The following is a 20,366-nucleotide window of genomic DNA, read 5'->3' on the forward strand; positions in this document are numbered from 1 at the left end:
AGCCAAGACCCCCGTTAGATCATTATGGACATTCAAATTGGCAACCCGACTCAGCTTGTTTGGCTGTGGCTTCCAGTGGTGGCACTGGTGGCGGTACTGTTCGCCGCTGGCGCTCGCCGTCGGGCCAGAATGCGGTTTGCGACTGCCAACCTGGTCCGCCGGGTGTTTACCACGTCGGGCAAGTTACGCACCGCACTGTGCGCGGCATTCGTGACCACGGCCATGGGTCTGATGGTGCTGGCTCTGCTCGATGTGCGTTGGGGCAAGGTGTCGCGCGAGGTACCGCAAAAGGGCATCGAAGTGATGTTTGTGCTCGATGTCTCGCGGTCGATGCTGGCAGAAGACGCCTCGCCAAGCCGGCTGGAGCGCGCCAAGCAGCAGATTAAAGACGTGGTCGACGAGATGGCTGGCGACCGTGTCGGGCTGGTCGTGTTCGCGGGCGATGCCAGACAGCAGATTCCGCTGACGACGCACTACGACGACTTCAAAGAATCGCTCGATGCGGTTGGCCCCCACAGCATTCGACGTGGCGGTTCGCAGTTGGGCGAGGCGATTCGCGTCGCGTCCAACTCGTTCCTCACCAAGCTCAACGCCCACAAAGCCATGGTGATCTTCACCGATGGCGAAGACCAAGAAAGCGATCCCGTGGCCGTGGCCAAGAAGGCTCGTCAAGATACTGGCGTACGCATCTTTACCGTTGGTCTGGGCGACATGGACCAGGGTGCACGTATTCCCACAGCCGACAACGGAGGGAAATCCTACCTGCAGCATGATGGTCAGCAGGTTTGGTCGAAGCTACACGGCGACATCCTTCGCCAGGTGGCCGTCGAAACCGACGGGGCGTACATCCCTGCTGGCATCAAACAGGTAAACATGGCCGACGTCTATCAAGGTTACATTGCGGACGTCGAGCAGATGGAGTTTGAAACGGCAAAGATCGACCAATATGAAGCACGATTTCAATGGCTGCTGGCTCCAGCACTACTGCTGCTTTTGTGCGAAGTAGCCATCGCGACCTGGCCCACCCGACGAGTTGCCCAAGCCGAGCACACAGCATCGACAGGGCGCGGGCAATCGTCAGCCTCCGAGGCCAACTCACCCGAACACTCGACCGCGGCATGATGAATAACCTCATGAAAACCTTGTTCAGTATCGTACTGCTCACCATCGGCAGCGCCGGCCCGCTGTACGCTGCCGAGGCCAACCAGGACGTGGCCACGCAGCTCAACTCGGCAAACGCCTTGCTGCGGGATGGCGACGTGGAGGGTGCTATGGCGGCCTACCAGCAACTGGAGCAGCTTGGCCCACCTTCCGCAGCACTGATCTACAACCACGCCGTAGCTCAGTATCGTCACGGCGACGTGGCCGCGGCGGCCGAGCAATTCAAGTCGGTCGCGGCATCGGACGACGACGCCATCGCCGCCAAGGCACGTTTCAATCTGGGCAACTGCGACTACGTCTCCGCGCTGCAACTGGTGGAACAGGACCGCCCGGCCGCTATCGATCGCTTGCGGTCGGCCATCGAGCATTATCGCAGTGCCCTGGACGTCGACACCGCAGATGCCGAAGCTCGCGCCAACATCGAGCTGGCGGCCCAGATGATCGATCGATTGCAGGAAGAAGAACGCCAGGAGCAAGAACAACAGCAGGAGCAGCAACAACAGCAAGATCGACAACAGCAAGACCAGCAGGATCAGCAAGGCGAGCAGCAGGACCAGCAACAGGACAGCTCGCAGCAGTCACAGGACCAGAATCAATCGTCTGCTGAGCAACAAAATAGCGAGCAACAAAACTCCGACTCGTCCGAGCAATCGCAGCAAGAGGACCAGCAGTCGGACAATCAGGAAGCAGAAAATCAGGAGGCCCAGGACCAGCAGGCAAGTGATGGGCAATCGCAGTCCGAACAACAGCAGCCGGAGGACCAGCAAGCCCAAGAACAGCAGGCCGGCGAGGACGCCTCCGAATCGGAGGAACAACAGCAGCAGAATGCAGAGACTCAGAACCAGCCCCAGGCGTCGACGCAGTCGATGTCGCAGGAGCAAGCGAGTCAGCAAGAGTCGCAGGAAATCGGCGAGGAGCAGAATTCGGGTGCGGAGTCGGACGAGATCTCGGAAGAGCAAGCGAACGAACCGCCGAAGGGAGAGCTGTCGGCCGTCGAACAATCGGACGAGCAGGATGCAGACGAACAGCAGGCTGCTGGCAAGGTCCTGAAGGAAGGTGAGATGACCGAGGAAGAGGCGGACAAGATGCTGCAATCGATTCGCGATCGCGATATGCTGCGTCGTCTCCGCCGCGAGGCAACCGAACGCAGTCGGCACATCCCTGTTGACCGCGATTGGTAGCAGACCGCAAACCACGACGACCCTTTACGATATAAGCATCATGCAACACTTCATCCCAACCATCTGGCGTGCCCTCCTGTTGGTGGCGTTTGTCGCTGCCGGGGCAACTTGCGCAACGGCCGCCGACGTGCGCGTTGGCGTCTCGACGAAGGATACCTACGTCGGCATGCCGATCCTGGTGCAGATTCAGGTCAACAACGCCTCGGATGCCAAGCCGCCCGTCCTGCCCGATGTGGATGGGCTGGCCATTCACTCGCGTGGCACCCCGTCGCAGAGCACGCAGATCACGACGATCAATGGCGTGACGACCAAGAACACGTCGCTGACGTACGTGTACGAGGTGACACCTCAACGCGCCGGCAGCTTCCGTATTCCACCCATCACCGTCGAGGTCGACGGCAAACAGCAACAGACCCGCGCGATTGAGTTCGTGGCCTCGAAGAGCGAAACCGGCGACTTGTTGTTCGTCGAGGTGGCTGGCAAGGAAAAAGAGATCTACGTTGGCCAGGCGTTGGACCTGACGCTGAAGATCTGGGTTCGGCCTTTTCGAGATGCCGAGCGAGACATCACGCTGTCGGCGGGTGATATGTGGCGGATGATCTCGCCGCGGTCGAGTTGGGGCATGTTTAAAGATCGGATGACGGAGTTGGCCAGCAATCGCGAACGTCCTAAGGCGCTGGAAGTTCTGCGCAAGGACCGCGATGGTGTGGAGCACAGCTACTACCTGTACGAAGTCGACGCCACGATCTATCCCAAGAGCCCGGGCCGAATCCAGGCCGAAGACGTGCACGTTATTGTCGAGTACCCCACGGCCCTCGGCACGGCACGCGATCCTTTCGCTTCGGTGTTCGACGACATGATGCCCCGTCGATTCGCCAGCCCTTTTGGTGCGGATGACTTCCCCTCCCCCTTTGGGCGACGGCTAGCGGTGCAGTCGGCCCGGCCCATCGTGGCGGATGCCAACGTCGAGCCGATCCACGTGCTCTCGATCCCCACCGCCGGCCGCCCGGCCGACTATCGGGGCGCCGTAGGAAATTATCAGATTGTCACGAATGCCAGAACCACTTCGGTGAAAGCAGGCGATCCCATCGAGCTGCTGATCGGAGTTGTGGGTACGGGGCCGATGGAACTCGTGCAGGCCCCACCGCTGGCCGAGTTGCCCGAACTGACAGCCGACTTCAAGGTGCCCAGCGAGCCACTGGCTGGCTTCGTACAGGGCGATCGAAAGGTGTTCTCTACCACGATTCGTCCTCGTCAGGAGGGCATTACCGAAATTCCCGCTATCCCCTTCACGTTCTTCGATCCACAGCAAGACCGATTTGTCACCGTGCAAAGCGACCCGATCTCGATCCACGTTGATCCGGCCGATACGCTCGCCCTCGACGCGATTGTCAGCAGTCACGCACGGGCAGGTCAGTCTGCGGATCAAGCCAGCACTGCATCGACGGCGCTCGTTCCAACTCTAGCGAACTACCCAGGAGATGGTGTACTGAGCAGCGAGTCGCCACGAAACTTGGTCTCAGGAATGCTCATGCTGCTGTTGGCGCTGCCACCGTTAGTTGTGGGGGCAATCTGGATCGGACGCCATCGTACCGGCATCGCCCCACTGATGGGCCGGCTGGGCTTTGGGGCTGGTCGAGCGGAAGCTCGTATCCAGCAGTCCGAAACCATCGATGAGGTTGCGGGCGTACTCGAGTGGTACCTGGCTCGCCGCCTGGGTGTGAGCGCCGCCAACCAGGACACGGCCGCGATTCTCGGTGCGTTGCGTGCCGGGGGGCAGCATAAGTTAGCCGTTCGCTGCGAGCGAGTGTTCTATGCGGCTCGGCAGCCAAGTGCCAGCGGAGTGAGCCGCCCTGTGTCGCTCGGCGACGCCCAACATGAAGCGCTTGAAGTGTTGGCAGAAGTACGCCGTCACCACGAGCAAAAACGTGTCGCACGCACCCCTCGACGCCCGTCGTCAGGCAGGGTCCGTCCCGCTGGCCGGCGTGCTTCGCGGGTGGCGAGCGCTCTGATTGCTGCGGCTCTGGTCGCCGGCGGAAGTGTGGCTTCCGCCAAAGCGGACACCGCTGCAAGTAACGCTCCGCTGAATGCCGCGCAGCAACAAGCGATATTGGTCGAGGCCAACCAGCGGTACGTAGCCGCGATGGATTCAGCCGGTGACGACGCGGCCGAAGCCAAGTTGGGGTTCGAAGCTGCGGCCGAGAAGTACCAACTGCTGGTCGACTCGGGCGTCGCGAACAGCGAGCTTTACGTCAACCTGGCCAACGCCTACCTGCAAAGCGGTCAGTTTGGTGAAGCCGTTGCCAACTACCACCGCGCACTGCAAATCGACCCTGCCAACCGCGCTGCGAAGAACAACCTGCAGTACGCACAGCAAGCCTTGTCGCCCTCGGGGAGTGAAGACTCCGGCGAGATTGGTACCGGCGTGGCCGACGTTGCGTCGGTGGCAAACCAATGGCTCTTGCGCCGCGTGAGCCTGCGAACCGTGGGAACCCTAGCGGTGTTGGGATGGTTCGCTCTCTGGCTGGCCCTTGGACTGCGGCTGTACGGCATTCGCTTCCCGTGGAAGTCGGTCGCCGCAACGGCCACCGCCATCTGCATCGCGTCGGCGAGTCTGTATGTTGCCAACTGGGAGAGAAGCGATCAGCCGATCGCCGTAGTGACTGCCCCTGCGGTCGCACTTCGTCAAGGCGATGGCGACCAGTTCCCCACGGCCGGTGCATCGCTGGACGAAGGCCAAGTGGTCGAGTTAGTAAAGCAACGTGGCAACTGGCTGAAGGTTTGTCTGCCATCGGGTGAAACCGGATGGGTCGCTGAATCCAGCGCAGAGGCGATCTAGTAACTTGGCACCGGGGCTGGGGAGAGCGTGCGCCTGGCAAGTGACTCAGGCAAGTATCTCTTCGACCACTCGCGATTCTTCCACGCCCGTCAGTTTGTAGTCGAGGCCCTGGAAGCGATAGGTGAATCGCTGGTGGTCAATGCCCAACAGGTGCAGCACCGTGGCGTGCAGGTCGCGAACGTGCACTGGGTTCTCGGCCACATTGAAGCTGAAATCGTCGGTCGCGCCGTATGTCATTCCGGGACGGACACCACCGCCGGCCATCCAGATGGTGAAACATCGCGGGTGGTGGTCGCGACCGGCGTCGGTGCTTTGCCAATCGCCCTGCCCTGCCACGCCACGGCCGAATTCGCCGCCCCAGATCACCAGCGTCTCGTCCAACAGGCCACGCTGCTTGAGATCGGTCACTAGTGCGGCGCTCGGTTGGTCGGTGTCGCGGCAGCGGGCCACGCACCAGCTGTTGAGCTGCGAATGGTGATCCCAGTCGGGGTGGAACAACTGCACGAACCGCACACCGCGCTCGATCATTCGCCGTGCCATGATGCAGTTGGCGGCGTAGCTGCCTGGCCGGCGCGAGTCGGGGCCGTAAAGATCAAAGGTCGACTCAGGTTCGTTGCTCAGGTCGGCCAGTTCCGGCACACTGGTTTGCATGCGCCACGCCATTTCGTACTGGCGGATACGGGTGTCGATCTCGGGATCGCGTGTTTCTTCAAGTCGCATCTGGTTCAGCTCGGCCAGGCTGTCGAGCATCGTGCGACGGACCCCCCGAGGCATGCCGTCGGGATCTTGCAGGTAGAGCACCGGGTTGCGCTCGGCGCGCAACTGCACGCCCTGGTACTGCGACGGCAAGAAGCCGCTGCCCCAGTAGTAGTCGTACAGCGGCTGATCGCTGGGGCGGTTCATCTTCGAGATGAGCACCAGATAGTCGGGCAGATTGCGATTTGCGCTGCCCAGGCCGTAACTGGCCCACGCCCCCATCGAAGGTCGACCGACGAGCTGGTGGCCGGTGAGGAATTTGGTCATCGCCGGGGCGTGGTTGATCTGGTCGGTGACCATCGACTTGACGAAACAAACGTCGTCGGCAATCTTCCAGTGGAATGGCAGCCACTCGCCCAGCGTCGCACCGCTTTGCCCATAGCGACCGAACTTTGTGCGGGGCGGCATGATCAGCTGTTTCTGGTTGGCTGTCATCGTGGTGACTCGCTGGCCTTGCCGTACACTGTCAGGCAGTTCCACGCCGGCCCAGTCATGCAAGCCCGGTTTGTGGTCGAACAGCTCGATCTGCGAAGGACCGCCACTTTGCGTGAGAAAAATGACGTTATTGGCCCGCGGCGCGAAATGCGGCAGGTCGCCCCGTCCGCTGGCGACGTTGGAAACACTTGCCGCGGCGACGTTTTCCAGCAACCCTAGCGACAGGGCGCCGAGACTCAGCCCTGCCGAGCGACCCAGAAATGCTCGGCGTGCCAACAGCCGGGCGCCTTCGTTGGTCGTAATACAGCGGTGATCGTTATTCATGTGTGATCGCCTCGTCGAGGTTCAGCACCAAACTGGCTAGCACGGTGTACGCCGCCGTATCGGCCATTTGCTGGTCAACGTTCCGCTCCGGCTGACCGAAGTCGAGCAGCATCCGTGCTTCGTCGGGCGACTGCCGGTACTCGGCAAGCCATGCAGTAAGCTGCGGCTCAAGCGTAGCAACTTCGGCTGTGGTGGCGCTGCGCGACAATACGCGCTGGAATAGCCAGTCGATTCGCTCGGCAGGTGGACTCTCAGTGGCCACCATCTGCACGGCCAGCGATCTGGCGGCCTCCAACTGGCTGAGGTCGTTCATCAGCGTCAGCGCATGCAACGGGGTGTTGGTACGTCGCGGGCGGACTTCGCAGGTCCGCCGGGGCGCGACATCGAACAAGTAGGTAGGGGTCGACGACCGCCGCCAGAAAGCGTACAGCGTGCGGCGAAACTGGATGTCGCCTTGGCTTGGCTCGTAGGTGAAGCGGCCCTTGAACAATGCTTCCCAAACCCCCCGGGGCTGGTAGGGCATCATCGGTGGGCCGCCGAGCGATTCGTCCAGCAATCCACTGGCCTGCAGGGCGGCGTCGCGAATCATCCAGCTGGGCAAGCGGAAGCGCGCGCCGCGGGCCAGCAGTTTGTTTTCGGGATCCTGTTCCAACAGCTCAGGCGTGAACTTGCTGGATTGCTGATAGGTCTCGCTGGTGACGATGAGCCTCATGACGTGTTTCACGTCCCAGCCGCTCTCGACGAGTTCGACCGCCAGCCAGTCGAGCAACTCCGGATGCACCGGCACTTCGCCTTGCAGTCCGAAATCCTCGGGCGTGCGTACCAGGCCCGCCCCAAAACAGATCTGCCACAATTGATTGGCAACCACTCGTGCGGTCAGCGGATTGTCGGGCGAGACAATCCAGTGCGCCAGGTCGAGACGCGTTTGGGTCTTCTCCTGGGGCCACTCGAGCACCGCGGCTGGCACGCCGGGCGTTACCTGTTCGCCATGTTGATCCCACACGCCTCGCTGCAGTACGAAGGTGTCGCGCGGCTGCTCGCGGTCGTGCATTACCATCACTTTCACCTCACCTGCTTGCGACTCGTAGGTTCGCAGTTGCTGGCGGGCGGCGTCGGCCCTGCGTTTTGCCTGCCGGTAGGGTTCGTAGGTAGCCAGGAACTGCTGGCGGAGCTCGCCGAGGAGTTTCTCCGGTATGTCGTCGGTCGAATCGGGCGCTAGCGTAGCCAACCGCTCAAGTGGCATTGTCTGGTCAATCGCCACGACCGATGCTGGTTGATCGGTTACCGACAGGCGGAATCGTCCGACGTTTGCCTGGTAGATGTCCGACAGCTGAATCATGATCACTTGCAGACGCTCGTCGTCCTCCATCTCGAGCGGCTCGCGGAGGCGGAGCACCGCCGTGTGAGGTTGGTCCAACACCTCGCTGGCCACCGCCCAGCCGTTCCGCGGGTCGTCGAACAGCAGGTGTCCGACGCGGCCATAGCTGCGGCTGTTTTCCTTGCCTTCGGGCACCGGGGCTTCGCTATCGGCAGCTGCCGACGCCAGAGGGACATCGCGTACCTGCAGCTGACCTTGCTTGGCTACCTGCAGCTTGAACGTCGTAATGGCGAACTCGCCGGTTGGCCCGCGGCCAATGCGTTTCAATGGGTGCGAGGCGTCGGGTAGCACCTCGAGGCGGACGGCAGTAATCGTGCTGCCAGCAGTTGGCTTGCACTGGACCTGGTACTCGTCCTGATCGGGATTGGGGCCGCTGGCCACGATGCTGAGATCGGGCTGCTGTTGGAGCTGCGCGCGGCTCGCCGTTTTCAGCGATTCGGCGGCGAGTGGAGTCCATGGTTCGAACCCATGTTGCACGTTCACGATTTGATCTTCGAGCCACCGCTGAAAATGCGGCTCGGCCGCCTCGCTGGCCGCGCGCTGGTGGGCGCCGCGTTGCTCCGCCAGATGTTTTGCCTGCGCCACAATCTCCGCCACGTAGGGCGATTGATAGTCCAAGTACGGCTTGGCTCGGCGGCCCGCTTCGCCTGTTTCGTCGATGGAGTTGAAGAACGCGGTGAGCTGGTAGTATTCCCGCTGCGAGATCGGATCGAACTTGTGCGAGTGGCACTGGCAGCAGCCGAGTGTCAGTCCCAGCCACACGGTGCCGGTCGTGTTGACGCGGTCGATCACGTAGTCGACACGCGATTCTTCAGGGTGACGACCCCCTTCGCCGTTGGTTTGATGGTTGCGATGGAAGCAGGTCGCGAGCTTCTGCTCGGCCGTGGCGTTGGGTAGCAGATCGCCGGCCAGTTGTTCGATGGTGAATTGGTCGAACGGCTTATTGGCGTTAAAGGCGTCGATCACCCAGTCACGCCACGGCCAGTTGGTGCGTATGGCGTCGATCTGAAACCCGTCGGTGTCCGAGTACCTCGCGGCATCCAACCACCACATCGCCATCCGTTCGCCAAATCGTGGGGACGACAAGAGTTCGTCCACTAACTGCTCGTACGAATCGGTCGCGTCATCCGCATCGACGGCGGCCACCTGCTCCGACGTGGGTGGCAACCCGGTCAGATCGAACGATACCCGCCGCGCCAGGGTGTGAGGCTCGGCCTCGTTCGAGGGGCTGAGTCCCAGTTGCTCAAGCCGCCGCCGCACCAACACGTCGATGGGGTGCTGGTCGGCCGCTGCCATGGATGGACGCACGGGTCGCTCGAATGCCCAGTGCTTGCCCCACATTGCCCCACCGGCGATCCAGCGGCGAAGGATGTCGACTTCATGTGCTGCCAACGGCTTGCGATGCGAGTCGGTTGGCGGCATCACCATCGACTCGTCGTCCGACTCGATTCGCTGGAGGATCTCGCTAGCATCCGGATCGCCTGGCACGATCGCGGCGTAGCCCCCCAGATCGGCGGTGGCCGCTTCACGCACGTCGAGGCGCAACCCGGCTTCGCGATGGGTTTCGTCAGGACCATGGCAATGGAAGCAGCGGTCGGAGAGGATTGGCAGCACGTCCCGCCCAAAGCGAGGTGCCGCCAGGTCACCGGCAGCGCAAGATACCGGCAAAGCGACCAGCAGGGCCAGCAGTGTTGCCCAGCGGAATAGTCGTGGGGAATGGAGCATCTGCGCATCTTATTACCAACGCGGTACGGTTGTCTTGGACAGGTAAAACGCAAAATGGTACATTTTGACCATGACCCAGCTCAGCTCCGATCTGTTTCAGCAGCAATTTTTCAAGCGGAATCCGTTGGCCGAATCGGTCATTCGCCTGTTCGACGCCCTGCCGCAGGCCTACTTTTACGCCAAGGACCGCCAGGGGCGGTTCGTGAAGGTAAATCACCTTTTCTTGGAGAATCACGGGCTGGACGACGAGTCGCAGGCCCTTGGTAAGACCGATCTCGATTTTCATCCGCCGCTCATGGCCAAGGCCTACATGGATGAAGACCAGCGGGTCATGCAGAGCGGCCAAACACTGCCCGGCCAAGTGTGGCCCGTGCTGCATCGCCGGCGGTGGCCACGATGGTACGTCTCGACCAAGACCCCGCTTTTCGACCCGCAGGGACGGGTAATTGGCATCGCGGGAGCCATGTATCGAATCGAGGCACCTGAAGAACTGGAGAAGTTCTTCCAGGAATTGGCCCCCGTGGTACGCCACATCGACGAGCACTACGCCGATTCGATCTCGATGGCCGACATGGCCGTCCTGGCGACCCTGAGCTCTACGCATTTTAACCGGCGGTTCAAGCAGCTCTTCCGCATGACGCCGATGCAGTACCTTCGCACGGTGCGCGTGCAGGCGGTGCAGCGGTTGCTGACCACCACCCAGAGGGGCATGGCCGATCTCGCGGCCCTGACCGGCTTCGCCGATCAAAGCCACCTGATTCGCGTGTTTCGGCAAGTCACCGGAATGACTCCAGCGGCATTTCGGAAGCGATTTCGAGAGTAGGAAGTTCCGATACTGCCCGGCCCGCAAGGTCTCGCGCCAACGGACTGTGTGGCCCTGGACAGCGGTTGCGATACGGGCGAAGATCGCTCGACGGTTCCATACGCCTTCTCTCCCGAGAGAGAAGTTGCTGATTATTCACGCCTCGCGATTCGATACCATCATGCCTGCATTCTTCGATCGTCTTGCCGCCGCGGTAAAGCAGAAGCGTACTCCACTCGTGGTGGGGGTCGACCCTCGCTACAAGTCGTTGCCCGCAGATCTGCGGCAAGGTGGTGAAGATTTGGAAGCCCAGGCCCAGGCCTTTCGCGATTTCTCCATCGGTTTGCTCGACGTCGTGGCGCCGTTGGTGCCGGCGGTGAAGCCGCAGGTGGCCTTCTTCGAGCAGCTTGGTTGGCGTGGCATGCAGGCCCTGTCCGAGGTGGTGCAGCATGCCCACAACTTGGGTCTGTTGGTGATCGCCGACGCCAAGCGAAACGACATCGGCTCGACCGCCGAAGGGTACGCCGATGGCTGGCTGGGCGAGCAATCGGCCTGGCAGGGCGACGCACTGACCATCAGCCCTTACTTGGGCGACGACAGCCTGGAGCCGTTTGTCCGCACCGCCGAACAGCGCGACGCCGGGTTGTTCGTGCTGGTGAAGACGTCCAATCCCGGCGGCAAGTTCCTGCAGGACCTCACCGCGGGCGACACCACCATCTACAGCAAGGTGGGCAAACTGGTCGAATCGCTTTCGAACGACACCGCCGGCGATTGCGGCTATGGGGTGGCCGGCGCGGTGGTCGGGGCGACTTACCCCGAGCAACTCACAGAGCTTCGCACCCGCATGCCCCACACCTGGTTTCTGGTTCCCGGCTACGGCAGCCAGGGAGGCACCGCGGCCGATGTGGCGGGGGCTTTCGACTCCAGTGGATTGGGGGCCGTAGTGAACAGTTCGCGGGCCATTATCTTCGCCCACGCTCGTGATGAGTTTGCCGGGCTCGATTGGCAAGCAGCGGTCGAGAAGGCCACGCAACAGGCGATTGCCGACTTGGCCACAGCCTGTCCGCTCAGCTAACGGCAGTTTCATGCAAGTTCGCACCATCCAGTACGACACGTCCGAGTATCGCCAGGAGCTGGAGCTGCGCAATCGGTTGCTCCGCGTGCCGCTGGGGCTGGACATCTACGCCGAAGACTTGCCCGCCGAACGCGAGCAACTGCATTACGGACTGTTCGATGGAGAGCTGCTGGTGGGGTGTGCGATCGCCATCCTCAAGAGCGACCAGCACGCCAAGATCCGCCAGATGGCCGTCGACACCGGCTTGCAGGCGCAGGGGCTGGGGCGGCAATTGCTGACGGCCGCCGAGGACGACCTGCGACAGCGTGGAATCCAGTGGCTGGAGCTCGCTGCCCGCATCGAAGCGGTCGGCTTCTACGAAAAGCTGGGCTATCAGACAGTGGGGGATGAATTCGTTGAAGTCGGTATCCCGCATCGCCACATGGAAAAGGCGCTGTAAACCCGGTGCTACCGCGTGACTTGCCGGGCCCAGTAAATTAAACTCGGCATTTGTCACAGCAACTTCCCGCCTTACTCCACCCTCTGGATACGCCTCGATGTCAGCTTGTATGCTTCGCGTCGCGCTCGTAACGCTCGCCGTTTGCCTTCCCGCCGTAAGTTTTGCCGACGATGTGCCCGAGGGCTTCACCCCGCTGTTCAATGGCGAGGACCTGACCGGCTGGCACGGTATGCCCCACTTCGATCCCAAGCAGTGGGACGAAATGGACGAAGAGGAGCGCGAGAAGAAGCTCGCCGAGTGGAACGCCGACGCCAAAGAGCATTGGACGGCCGAAGATGGCGAACTGGTGAACGACGGGCACGGCGTGTTCTTGACCACCGACAAGGAGTACGGCGACATCGAGTTGGTGATCGACTACAAGACCGTGCCCCGCGCCGACAGTGGCATCTACCTCCGCGCCACGCCACAGGTGCAGATCTGGGACTACACCGAGCCCGAGAAGTTTAACCTGGGAAGCGACCTGGGGAGCGGTGGTCTGTGGAACAACTCGCCTGGCGCGCGGGGCAAGAATCCCTTTGTGCTGGCCGACCATCGTTTCGGCGAGTGGAATCGCTTTCGCATCCGTCAGGTTGGCGCGCGGACCACGGTGTGGCTGAACGACATGCTAGTGGTCGACCACGCCACGATGGAGAACTACTGGCGCCGGAATGATCCCTTGCGACGATCGGGTCCCATCCAGTTGCAGACGCACGGTGGCGAGATCCGCTGGCGCAACGTGGCTGTTCGGGAGATTCCCGCGGAGGAGGCCAACGCCCTGTTGAACGAATATGAGTCCCAGGCGTTCGAGTCGCTGTTCAATGGCAAGGATCTGACCGGCTGGCACGGCGCGGTGGACAACTACGAAGTGGTTGACGGCGCTATCCGTTGCAAAGCGGGGCATGGCGGGCTGCTGTTGGCCGAGCCCGAGCTCACCAACTTCGTCGCTCGCGTCGAGTTTCGCCTGCCTCCAGGCGGCAACAATGGCCTGGCGATTCGCTCGCCCGGCACCGGCGACGTCGCCTACAACGGCATGTGCGAACTGCAGGTACTCGATAGCGAACATCCCAAGTACGCCAATCTGGACGATCGGCAATATCACGGCTCGGCCTACGGCATCGCAGCCGCCAAGCGTGGTTATCTACGACCGACCGGCGAATGGAACTTTCAGGAGGTCACCGTCGAGGGCAGTCGCGTGAAGGTCGAACTCAATGGCACCGTAATCCTGGATGCCGACCTGAGCGAGGCGCAGGACTTCATGGCCGGCAGCGAGCATCCCGGCCTGTCGCGCGAGAGCGGTTACTTTGGCTTCGCCGGTCACAGCGATCCGGTCGAGTTCCGCAACGTCTCGCTGAAGTTACTACCTGGTGGGAAATAAGCAGAGTTATCGTAGCGCTCCGTTTGGCGTCAGGTTTCCTCTTCACCTGCTCGAATTCCAGGTAGATCCGGACAATTATTTGGTGCAGGACGGCCCAGGCCGCCGGAAGTGCGTCTGCTGCCAACCGAGTAGGTTAGTTCCTAGGGTAAGGCTGCAACGGCCTCACTCCAAACGACTGTTATCTTTGACAACAAAGAACTCCCGCTGCTGCGTCCAGGGATGAAGGTCATGGCGGAACTAAAAACTGTCGAGCCGACAGGTTCTGCGCAGTTCAAGCACCATATCAAACAGAAGGTGAACCTCCTCGAGAGGCTTGCGACCGAAATCGATGAACGAGAGAAGTGAATCGAACACGCTGAGAAAAAATACCTACGCATCAAGCAAACTGGCAACCAACCCGACGCAACAAGCGACTGCAACCAGCGGGTCCGGTGCATCAGTAGAGTTTTGCTCCGGCATGTTGGTGAGATTCCTCATCTATGGTCCGTTTTACGGATGCTAGTTTGTCTGCGATGAGATTCGACGGCAACGCCGAGGAACGCGCTCCCTAGCCACTGGCCTAACGGGATAAGGAAAACTCCGATAGGCTGCACCAATCGATACTCCGGATCTGTTTGGTAGAAGTAAGCGTGTGATGCTGCCCCCCAAAGCCCCCATACGGTCAGTGCCAGGCTGGACAGAAAGATCACCCATGCGAGTCGACGGCTGACCCGACCAAACCAAGCGACGGCTGCCAAGGCCAAATAGGGTCCAACAATATACAGCAAGATAGCCGCATCGCTAGGCTGCAGCGACCAAGGGTTGTTGGTTGCCAGAACTGTAAGCACCAAGTCGATTGCGATGGCGAGAATGCAGATGACGAGCGTCACAATCGAGACAACTGGTGTGGAAGTATTGCTATTGAGTTGGCTCATGAGGTGACTCGGCTTGTGTGGCTGCTTGCGTGTAATTATCCCAAAGCTGCAATGCGATTTCGCGTGAGGCGTCGCTGATCGTGTTATCAGCTTCGATGTGTTCTCGCCCTTGTTGTAAAGAGGAAGCGATTCCGGCCACGTAGCGCACAACGCTCGAGGCTACTCGCTCTTCTTGAGTGGTATGCTTACTAGGCCGAAGATCCCAAACCATGGCAACTCCGCTGGCACTGCTCGACGTAGGATACGACTCACGAACTCCACCTGCGACCAAGAAATCTCCCCGTGAATCAAACGACAATCCTGTAGATGCACCTTCAAGCCTCAAAAGCTCTTGATGCGATGCTAGGTCGTAGACATGTATCTGAGAATCTTTGCCGATCAATATACGACGACCATCAGGACTGAAGGCAACGTGACTGAAGGCAACTGGTTGTCCACCAAGTTCAAGAGTGTGCAACAGTGAAAAGTCCGACGTGTCGAGTATATAAGTCTTATTAGGTGACGCAATTGCAAGCTGTTCATCCTTTGTGCCAGTAGCCAAATCAGTTATCCGTACGCAGGGAGCTGGGCCTTTCGTCACCACGCGGTCGCTGCCTGGATCGTATATGCCCAGGTCGTAGGGAGTGGTCTTGTACTCATCGCTACGTGGATCGATCCAGTTCTGGTGGCCTGCAAAGATCAGTTGCGTGCTAGATGCGTTGAACGCGATGAAAGAAATTGAGTTCCACTTCAACGGATGCCGCCTCACCAGAGTGCCGTCTGACGCAGTACGAATAACGAGATCCTGTCCACTCTTCCCTGATGCAACGGTTGCGACTAAGCGACCATCAGAACTAAATGACAGAGGTTCTCCTTCTCCTTTCCAGTGATGAAGTTTCCGACCAGAATAAGCGTCGTAGATGACAACCCCTTGAGATGCCCGGTAAACGACTGCGAGCAACTTCCCTGTGGTATCGAATGCCAATTGCCTGCATCCCATGGGGCTTCCAGCAATTTCAAGGAGTTCCTTTCCAGTCGTTCGATCCCACAGTCGAATCTTCGACGCGATCAATCCACCAAGTCCGTTAACCACGGTTGCGATCTTCGTGCCATCTGGGCTGATCACTGCATCCACTACTCTCGCGTAATGTGGTGATGGTCCTTGCGGCGGGTGGAGAAGGACCAAGGCCTCTTGATTGGTGCACGAATCCCAAATGTGGGTGCCGCTCATAGCGGATGTAGCGACTCGCCAGCCATCAGGGCTAACAGCCAAGGCCTTGCCATCGGTGTCTTGCACCCGAATTGATGCCTGTGGCGTACCTTTGGTGAGGTCAAGCATCTCGACCGTTCGCTGCGACCAGGCCGCTGCACGAGTGCCTTCGGCGTGCTGCCATGTGGCCAGTTGCGGGTGTCGGGCGATGACTCTGCCGTCGTCCGCACTCCATGTTGTTCCCGCTGAGCAGATCGTACCGCCGTCGTTGCTGAAGACAACAGCATCAGCGCCGCCCTCCATCTCTAGTTCTTTTCTCCCTGTCTTGATGTCCCATACCGCCACGAGTCCCCGCCCGTTCACGACAGCTAGTCGTTTTCCACTCGGGCTGAATGCGAGTCCTTTTGGTGCATTCTCTAGGGCTGGCCCTAACGCTTGCGGAGAATCGGGCCGCGGACTCTTGAGTGGTACATTCAGCACTTCTCTACCCCCATCAAGCTTCCATACCTTCACTTCGCCACATGTCAATAATTCTTCCTCGGCACGCCGGAATTGAATTGCAAGAACAACGGGACTCGTTTGATGCGCTGCCGCCACGAACTGTTCGTCCGGCGATACGACAAGTTGAGTGACCAAGCCGCGCGACGTTGCAACCTTTACCTTTTCCTGTGTTGTCAGTTCAATAGCGTTAATTGTGTTCGTGAGTTCTAGATTGCCACTTCCCGTGACATAAACCAATTTCGAGTCGTCGTTGGCGAACGCGACTTGCTGCACGATGCCCTCCAGCTCAAATTGCTGCACAAACTGATTTGTGTCTACGCCCCAGAGTAGAACAACCGAGCCGCCTGCGACAGCAAGGAGCCGACCTTCCCTGCTAAAGGCAAGGTCCGAAATTGGACCACCTTCAGTTAAATCGGCCAATGAGCAATGGATGAGGCGGTCAAGGTAATGCCACTCGAGCCCACGACGGTCCATTTCATCGTCTCGCGGAGTCGTCAACTGCAGCAACCGAGACACTTCATTGGTGAGGCCAACGTCCCAGGCACGCTTTGCAAGAGTGAGACGCGTCGCGTAGAGATAGGTGTTCGATTCGTGCGCTGCCTGTGTTGCTTGCCGGGCACTGCGACGCGCTCTTTCCGCTTCTTCGTTGGCCCGCGCTCGCTGCTGGTTTGCCCTTGTACTCGCAAGTGATTCACGCCTGGCCGACTCCTCCGCACGCAACCATTGAGACGTGACCCCTGCAAAACCACCCGCAAAGGCAAGCAGCAGCAGTGCCAGCAAACTAGCGGGAAGTGGGTTTCGTTTGCACCAACGCCATCCTCGTTCGAGTGGACCGACGGGCCTCGCCAGCACACTTCGCCCCTGCAAGAACCGATGTAGATCATCGGTAAGTAACTTTGCTGTCCCGTAGCGACGGTGGGGCTCCTTGCTCAAGCACTTCAGACAGATCGTATTTAAGTCCCGAGGCACTGAGGGATTGAGATCGCGTGGCGGCACTGGCTCTTTTTTCAACACCTGCATGATCGTATCGACCGTCGACTCAGCGACGAACGGCGCCCTTCCGGCCATGCAACTGTACAAAATCGCCCCCAGGGAGTAGATGTCGGAAGCAGGACCGATCAATGCGGTCTTGCCAGATGCCTGCTCCGGCGACATGTAGCTGGGAGTGCCGAGGACTTGTCCCGACGCGGTCAACTCTTCACGATCGTCATCGTCATCCACCTCGAGCAGCTTAGCCAGACCGAAGTCAGTGATGTGTGGTTCGCCGTCACTATCAATGAGAATGTTGGCCGGTTTAAGATCACGGTGAAGCGTTCCTTTTTCGTGAGCATAATGGACAGCCTCGGCAACGGTCGCAACGATCTTTGCAGCATGCTTCGACGGGAGCGTCTCTTTGCGGATCAATTCCGCGAGACTGCGACCTTCCACCAGATCCATCGTAAAGTAATGGTGTCCCTCGTACTCGCCGACTTCGTGAATGGGCACGATATTCGGATGCTTCAAACGCCCCGCGGCACGGGCTTCGAGTTGAAAACGTTCTACGTCGGCAGGGCTGGCCAACCGACCTGCGAGAATCATTTTCAGGGCGACGACACGCTTGAGTGACTGTTGCCTCGCCTTAAAGATGACACCCATGCCGCCGCGGGCGATTTCTTTCAAGATCTCGTAGTCGCCGAGATAGCGGACGGTATCCCCCGCAGACAACACTGGCGAGGTGGAGTTATTCGCTATAGTCTGCACATCGTCGCTGTTACTTTTCGGCAAGTGCTCTGGCACGAATTGCAGGGTTGCCTGTTCCAGTAAGTCTTGATCATCGAGAAACTGCTGGATTGCCTCCGCATAGTCTGGATGGTCGGAAGCCAACTGTTCACGATCGATGGTTTCTCCTCGCTGTAGTGCCTCAAGACAGGAGACGAGAACCGATTGGAACGCCGGATCGTCGATCAACTTTGAATCAGATGGATCACTCATTCGGTTCACCTTGATTCGGTTGCATGATTTGGCGAAGCCGCGCCGTGCCACGGAATATTAGAGCTGCCACGGCTCCCTTTGTGCGTTGCATCCTTCGGCCAACCTCTTCTAAGGGCAGCCCACGTAGATGGTGCAATTCGATCGCCTCGCTTTGGGGGTCGGGGAGCGTTGCGAGCGTTTTCGCCAACGTGAGCTCGTCCTCCGCGCGCACGGCCATCTCACTGGGCGACGGACCATTACTCTCGATCCACACCTGCAAGCGAGAGGCGGATTGATCGATACGGTGAGACAATGGTCGCTCGCGACGCACATCGCGCGCCTCGGTGCGGAACTTGCGAATCTCATCTAGCAGGTTGTTTGAAAATATCCTGCGCAGCCACGGCAGTTTGTCGTGGTCCTTCAGCGAGCCCCACCCCGATTCACACGCTTCAAGCATGGTCGATTGAACGACGCCCGAAACGTCGACTTTGGCTTGCAAAACGGGTTCCAATTGGAGTCGTCCAAGCAAGGCAAGGTAGTCGCGGTACTGGTCCAAGTGATTGGCAGTCTGGTCGTGATTCTTCGGCGACATAGGCGGTCACTGTGTGATGAGACGGCATCCCCTGCTTCAATACAGCGTGCCTTGCCACTCAGTATTACGGCATTTCCCCATGTTTTCCATTTTTTGCCGTAACCGCCCCGTTCGCGAACACGCTTCAATATTTAAGAGGGGTGCGGTTTTCCAATGCCGCGTTCGTGTAGCAGGCAATCTGCGGCCACATTGGCGGTATTATTCTTAGGAGAGAAAGCACCGTGAACTCAATAAGCGGACTCCTGGGCGCTATATTCTTCCTTTTGCTTATCGCGGCGGTAGGAGCGGCATTTTATTATACAGAACTGCCGCATTGGGGATATTTTATGGGAGCCGCCGCCCTTGGCGCCGTGCTGAGTGTGCTCCTGTTTCGCAAGCGGTGAGACTATCGCATCAGAGGCGAGAAGTGGCATAGCTTGACTTCCTCATCAATCGCAGTTCTCAATTATGAAACTCAACGACTCCAAGTATTTGTGGTTCGTCGGCGAAGTCACGATTGGCATCCTGTGTTGCTTGGTGGGACTTGGCCTCGCCTCCCTGAGCGATCCTCGAAGGTATTCACTGTCGGCGAGTGACGACCAGTACATCTATGGCTATCTCTTGGCGGGTTTGGTGTTGACGCTGGCAGGTGTCGGTTTGTTCCTTTACGCCGTAAAAGGCACTACTGCTCACATGACCCCGGAATTGCGAAAACAAGTGAACACCGGGATTGGTATTGGCTATGCGCTTCAATGTGCCGGTTTATTGGCCGCAACCCAATGGCCTGACAACCTTGGTACCGCTCTGACACTCATGGTTCCCGGTGTCGCTACATTTACGTGGGGCACAATGAAATATGCGCTGGGTAAAGGCTACGCACAGGCCTATGGGCTGTTGGGACTGCTCGGCGTGGTCGGACTTGTCATTTTGATTCTGCTACCCGAACGAACTGCGGGCCAGACTACCGACTGAAAACACTAGGGATGATCGCCATGGAGACAGTGGACACTTCAGTTAGGCGACGACTTACAAGATTCACGTCGTCCACCTCCCGGTAAGCACCGAGTGATCGGAGTATGAATCACAACACTCAGCAGATCGCGACTTCGAAAACTACCCTGATTCAACAATTGCTCACCGCCGATGTCGCAATCGTACTCGGCGCCGTTCTCGGGCTGGGCCTAGCATTCAGGAGTCCAAACCCGGACATGCTCGGAATAGCCCTGTCTACCGGAATCGGAGCCCTGGTCGGGTTGGCCTTCAGCCGAATCCTCAGACAGTTCAGCCTGCGAATTAGAGTGATCGCGATCATCGTGTTTGTACTGATGGCACTGCCACTACTGGGCGCAATTGTTTACAGCGCCGGTTGACCAGAGTGATTTCCTGGTGCGGTCGGACGAATAAAGTCCCTACCTGATTCCAGTCGCACATGGAATCATTCTGTACCGGTCCGGATCGGAGGAACAAAGAGGATGAACAAACCAATCTTCCCCGCAGTTGCCATCGGCATTGGCATGGTTGTTGGCGAAGTTGCTGGCAACTACTTTCGAGGTGAGGAACCTAGTTGGTTGTTTGTAATTGTGGGAGGAATCGGCGCTGGGCTCATTGCGTATCCGATATTTCGCTGGAAACAGAGCAAAACGAATTCATCCTCCGAACCAAGTGATTCGTAACCAACGAAAACTTTCCCTGTAGCGTCTGGCTAAGAACTC

15 protein-coding genes are annotated in these 20,366 nt (G+C 59.3%); 10 read left to right on the forward strand and 5 right to left on the reverse strand.

Annotated features, from left to right (window positions below; genetic code table 11):
• The first annotated feature begins 24 nt into the window (after nucleotides 1-24).
• The 3 genes from NG895_RS27970 to NG895_RS27980 are packed head-to-tail and all read left to right on the forward strand — an operon-like array spanning nucleotide 25 to nucleotide 5,181.
• The gene (locus NG895_RS27970; protein ID WP_252855866.1) at nucleotides 25-1,122 is read left to right on the forward strand and encodes a VWA domain-containing protein; all 1,098 of its coding nucleotides are present in this window, start codon (nucleotides 25-27) and stop codon (nucleotides 1,120-1,122) included.
• 11 nt (nucleotides 1,123-1,133) lie between these two features.
• Nucleotides 1,134-2,342: a hypothetical protein gene (locus NG895_RS27975; protein ID WP_252855867.1), complete on the forward strand. Its 1,209-nt coding sequence runs from the start codon at nucleotides 1,134-1,136 to the stop codon at nucleotides 2,340-2,342.
• 40 nt (nucleotides 2,343-2,382) lie between these two features.
• Nucleotides 2,383-5,181 (forward strand): BatD family protein, encoded by a 2,799-nt coding sequence (locus tag NG895_RS27980; RefSeq protein WP_252855868.1) that lies wholly within the window; start codon nucleotides 2,383-2,385, stop codon nucleotides 5,179-5,181.
• 45 nt (nucleotides 5,182-5,226) lie between these two features.
• On the opposite strand, the gene NG895_RS27985 is transcribed toward NG895_RS27980, so the two are convergent.
• Together NG895_RS27985 and NG895_RS27990 are read right to left on the reverse strand one after the other, a co-directional pair.
• Nucleotides 5,227-6,696, reverse strand: a complete 1,470-nt coding sequence (locus tag NG895_RS27985) for a DUF1501 domain-containing protein (protein ID WP_252855869.1) — start codon at nucleotides 6,694-6,696, stop codon at nucleotides 5,227-5,229.
• Complete coding sequence (locus NG895_RS27990; RefSeq protein ID WP_252855870.1) at nucleotides 6,689-9,799, reverse strand: PSD1 and planctomycete cytochrome C domain-containing protein; 3,111 nt, start codon at nucleotides 9,797-9,799, stop codon at nucleotides 6,689-6,691. The genes NG895_RS27985 and NG895_RS27990 overlap by 8 nt, the downstream gene beginning before the upstream one ends.
• A 70-nt stretch (nucleotides 9,800-9,869) precedes the next feature.
• Between NG895_RS27990 and NG895_RS27995 the strand changes: the two genes are divergently transcribed.
• The 4 genes from NG895_RS27995 to NG895_RS28010 all read left to right on the forward strand — a co-directional run bounded on the left by NG895_RS27995 (nucleotide 9,870) and on the right by NG895_RS28010 (nucleotide 13,529).
• Complete coding sequence (locus NG895_RS27995; RefSeq protein ID WP_252855871.1) at nucleotides 9,870-10,622, forward strand: AraC family transcriptional regulator; 753 nt, start codon at nucleotides 9,870-9,872, stop codon at nucleotides 10,620-10,622.
• 124 nt (nucleotides 10,623-10,746) lie between these two features.
• Nucleotides 10,747-11,676, forward strand: coding sequence for an orotidine-5'-phosphate decarboxylase (gene pyrF / locus NG895_RS28000; RefSeq protein ID WP_252855872.1), 930 nt, complete (start codon nucleotides 10,747-10,749; stop codon nucleotides 11,674-11,676).
• Nucleotides 11,677-11,686: 10 nt separating this feature from the next.
• Nucleotides 11,687-12,115: a GNAT family N-acetyltransferase gene (locus tag NG895_RS28005; RefSeq protein ID WP_252855873.1), complete on the forward strand. Its 429-nt coding sequence runs from the start codon at nucleotides 11,687-11,689 to the stop codon at nucleotides 12,113-12,115.
• 97 nt (nucleotides 12,116-12,212) lie between these two features.
• Nucleotides 12,213-13,529 carry a 3-keto-disaccharide hydrolase gene (locus NG895_RS28010; RefSeq protein WP_252855874.1) on the forward strand — a complete coding sequence of 439 codons (1,317 nt, stop codon included), beginning with the start codon at nucleotides 12,213-12,215 and terminating at the stop codon, nucleotides 13,527-13,529.
• Between the two features lie 473 nt (nucleotides 13,530-14,002).
• On the opposite strand, the gene NG895_RS28015 is transcribed toward NG895_RS28010, so the two are convergent.
• Genes NG895_RS28015 through NG895_RS28025 form a run of 3 tightly spaced genes read right to left on the reverse strand, consistent with a single transcriptional unit; the run spans nucleotide 14,003 to nucleotide 18,675 of the window.
• A complete protein-coding gene (locus NG895_RS28015) occupies nucleotides 14,003-14,443 on the reverse strand; it encodes a hypothetical protein (protein WP_252855875.1) in 441 nt (146 codons plus the stop codon).
• The gene (locus tag NG895_RS28020; RefSeq protein WP_252855876.1) at nucleotides 14,427-18,104 is read right to left on the reverse strand and encodes a serine/threonine-protein kinase; all 3,678 of its coding nucleotides are present in this window, start codon (nucleotides 18,102-18,104) and stop codon (nucleotides 14,427-14,429) included. The genes NG895_RS28015 and NG895_RS28020 overlap by 17 nt, the downstream gene beginning before the upstream one ends.
• Nucleotides 18,097-18,675, reverse strand: coding sequence for an RNA polymerase sigma factor (locus NG895_RS28025; protein ID WP_252855877.1), 579 nt, complete (start codon nucleotides 18,673-18,675; stop codon nucleotides 18,097-18,099). Before NG895_RS28025 ends, NG895_RS28020 begins: the two co-directional genes overlap by 8 nt.
• A gap of 447 nt (nucleotides 18,676-19,122) precedes the next feature.
• Between NG895_RS28025 and NG895_RS28030 the strand changes: the two genes are divergently transcribed.
• The 3 genes from NG895_RS28030 to NG895_RS28040 all read left to right on the forward strand — a co-directional run bounded on the left by NG895_RS28030 (nucleotide 19,123) and on the right by NG895_RS28040 (nucleotide 20,327).
• Nucleotides 19,123-19,626, forward strand: coding sequence for a hypothetical protein (locus NG895_RS28030; RefSeq protein WP_252855878.1), 504 nt, complete (start codon nucleotides 19,123-19,125; stop codon nucleotides 19,624-19,626).
• A gap of 104 nt (nucleotides 19,627-19,730) precedes the next feature.
• Nucleotides 19,731-20,024, forward strand: coding sequence for a hypothetical protein (locus NG895_RS28035; RefSeq protein WP_252855879.1), 294 nt, complete (start codon nucleotides 19,731-19,733; stop codon nucleotides 20,022-20,024).
• A gap of 102 nt (nucleotides 20,025-20,126) precedes the next feature.
• Nucleotides 20,127-20,327, forward strand: a complete 201-nt coding sequence (locus NG895_RS28040) for a DUF2530 domain-containing protein (protein ID WP_252855880.1) — start codon at nucleotides 20,127-20,129, stop codon at nucleotides 20,325-20,327.
• Nucleotides 20,328-20,366: the final 39 nt, after the last annotated feature.

This window comes from Aeoliella straminimaris (genome assembly GCF_024054565.1).
In the GTDB taxonomy this organism is placed as follows: Bacteria; Planctomycetota; Planctomycetia; order Pirellulales; family Lacipirellulaceae; genus Aeoliella; species Aeoliella straminimaris.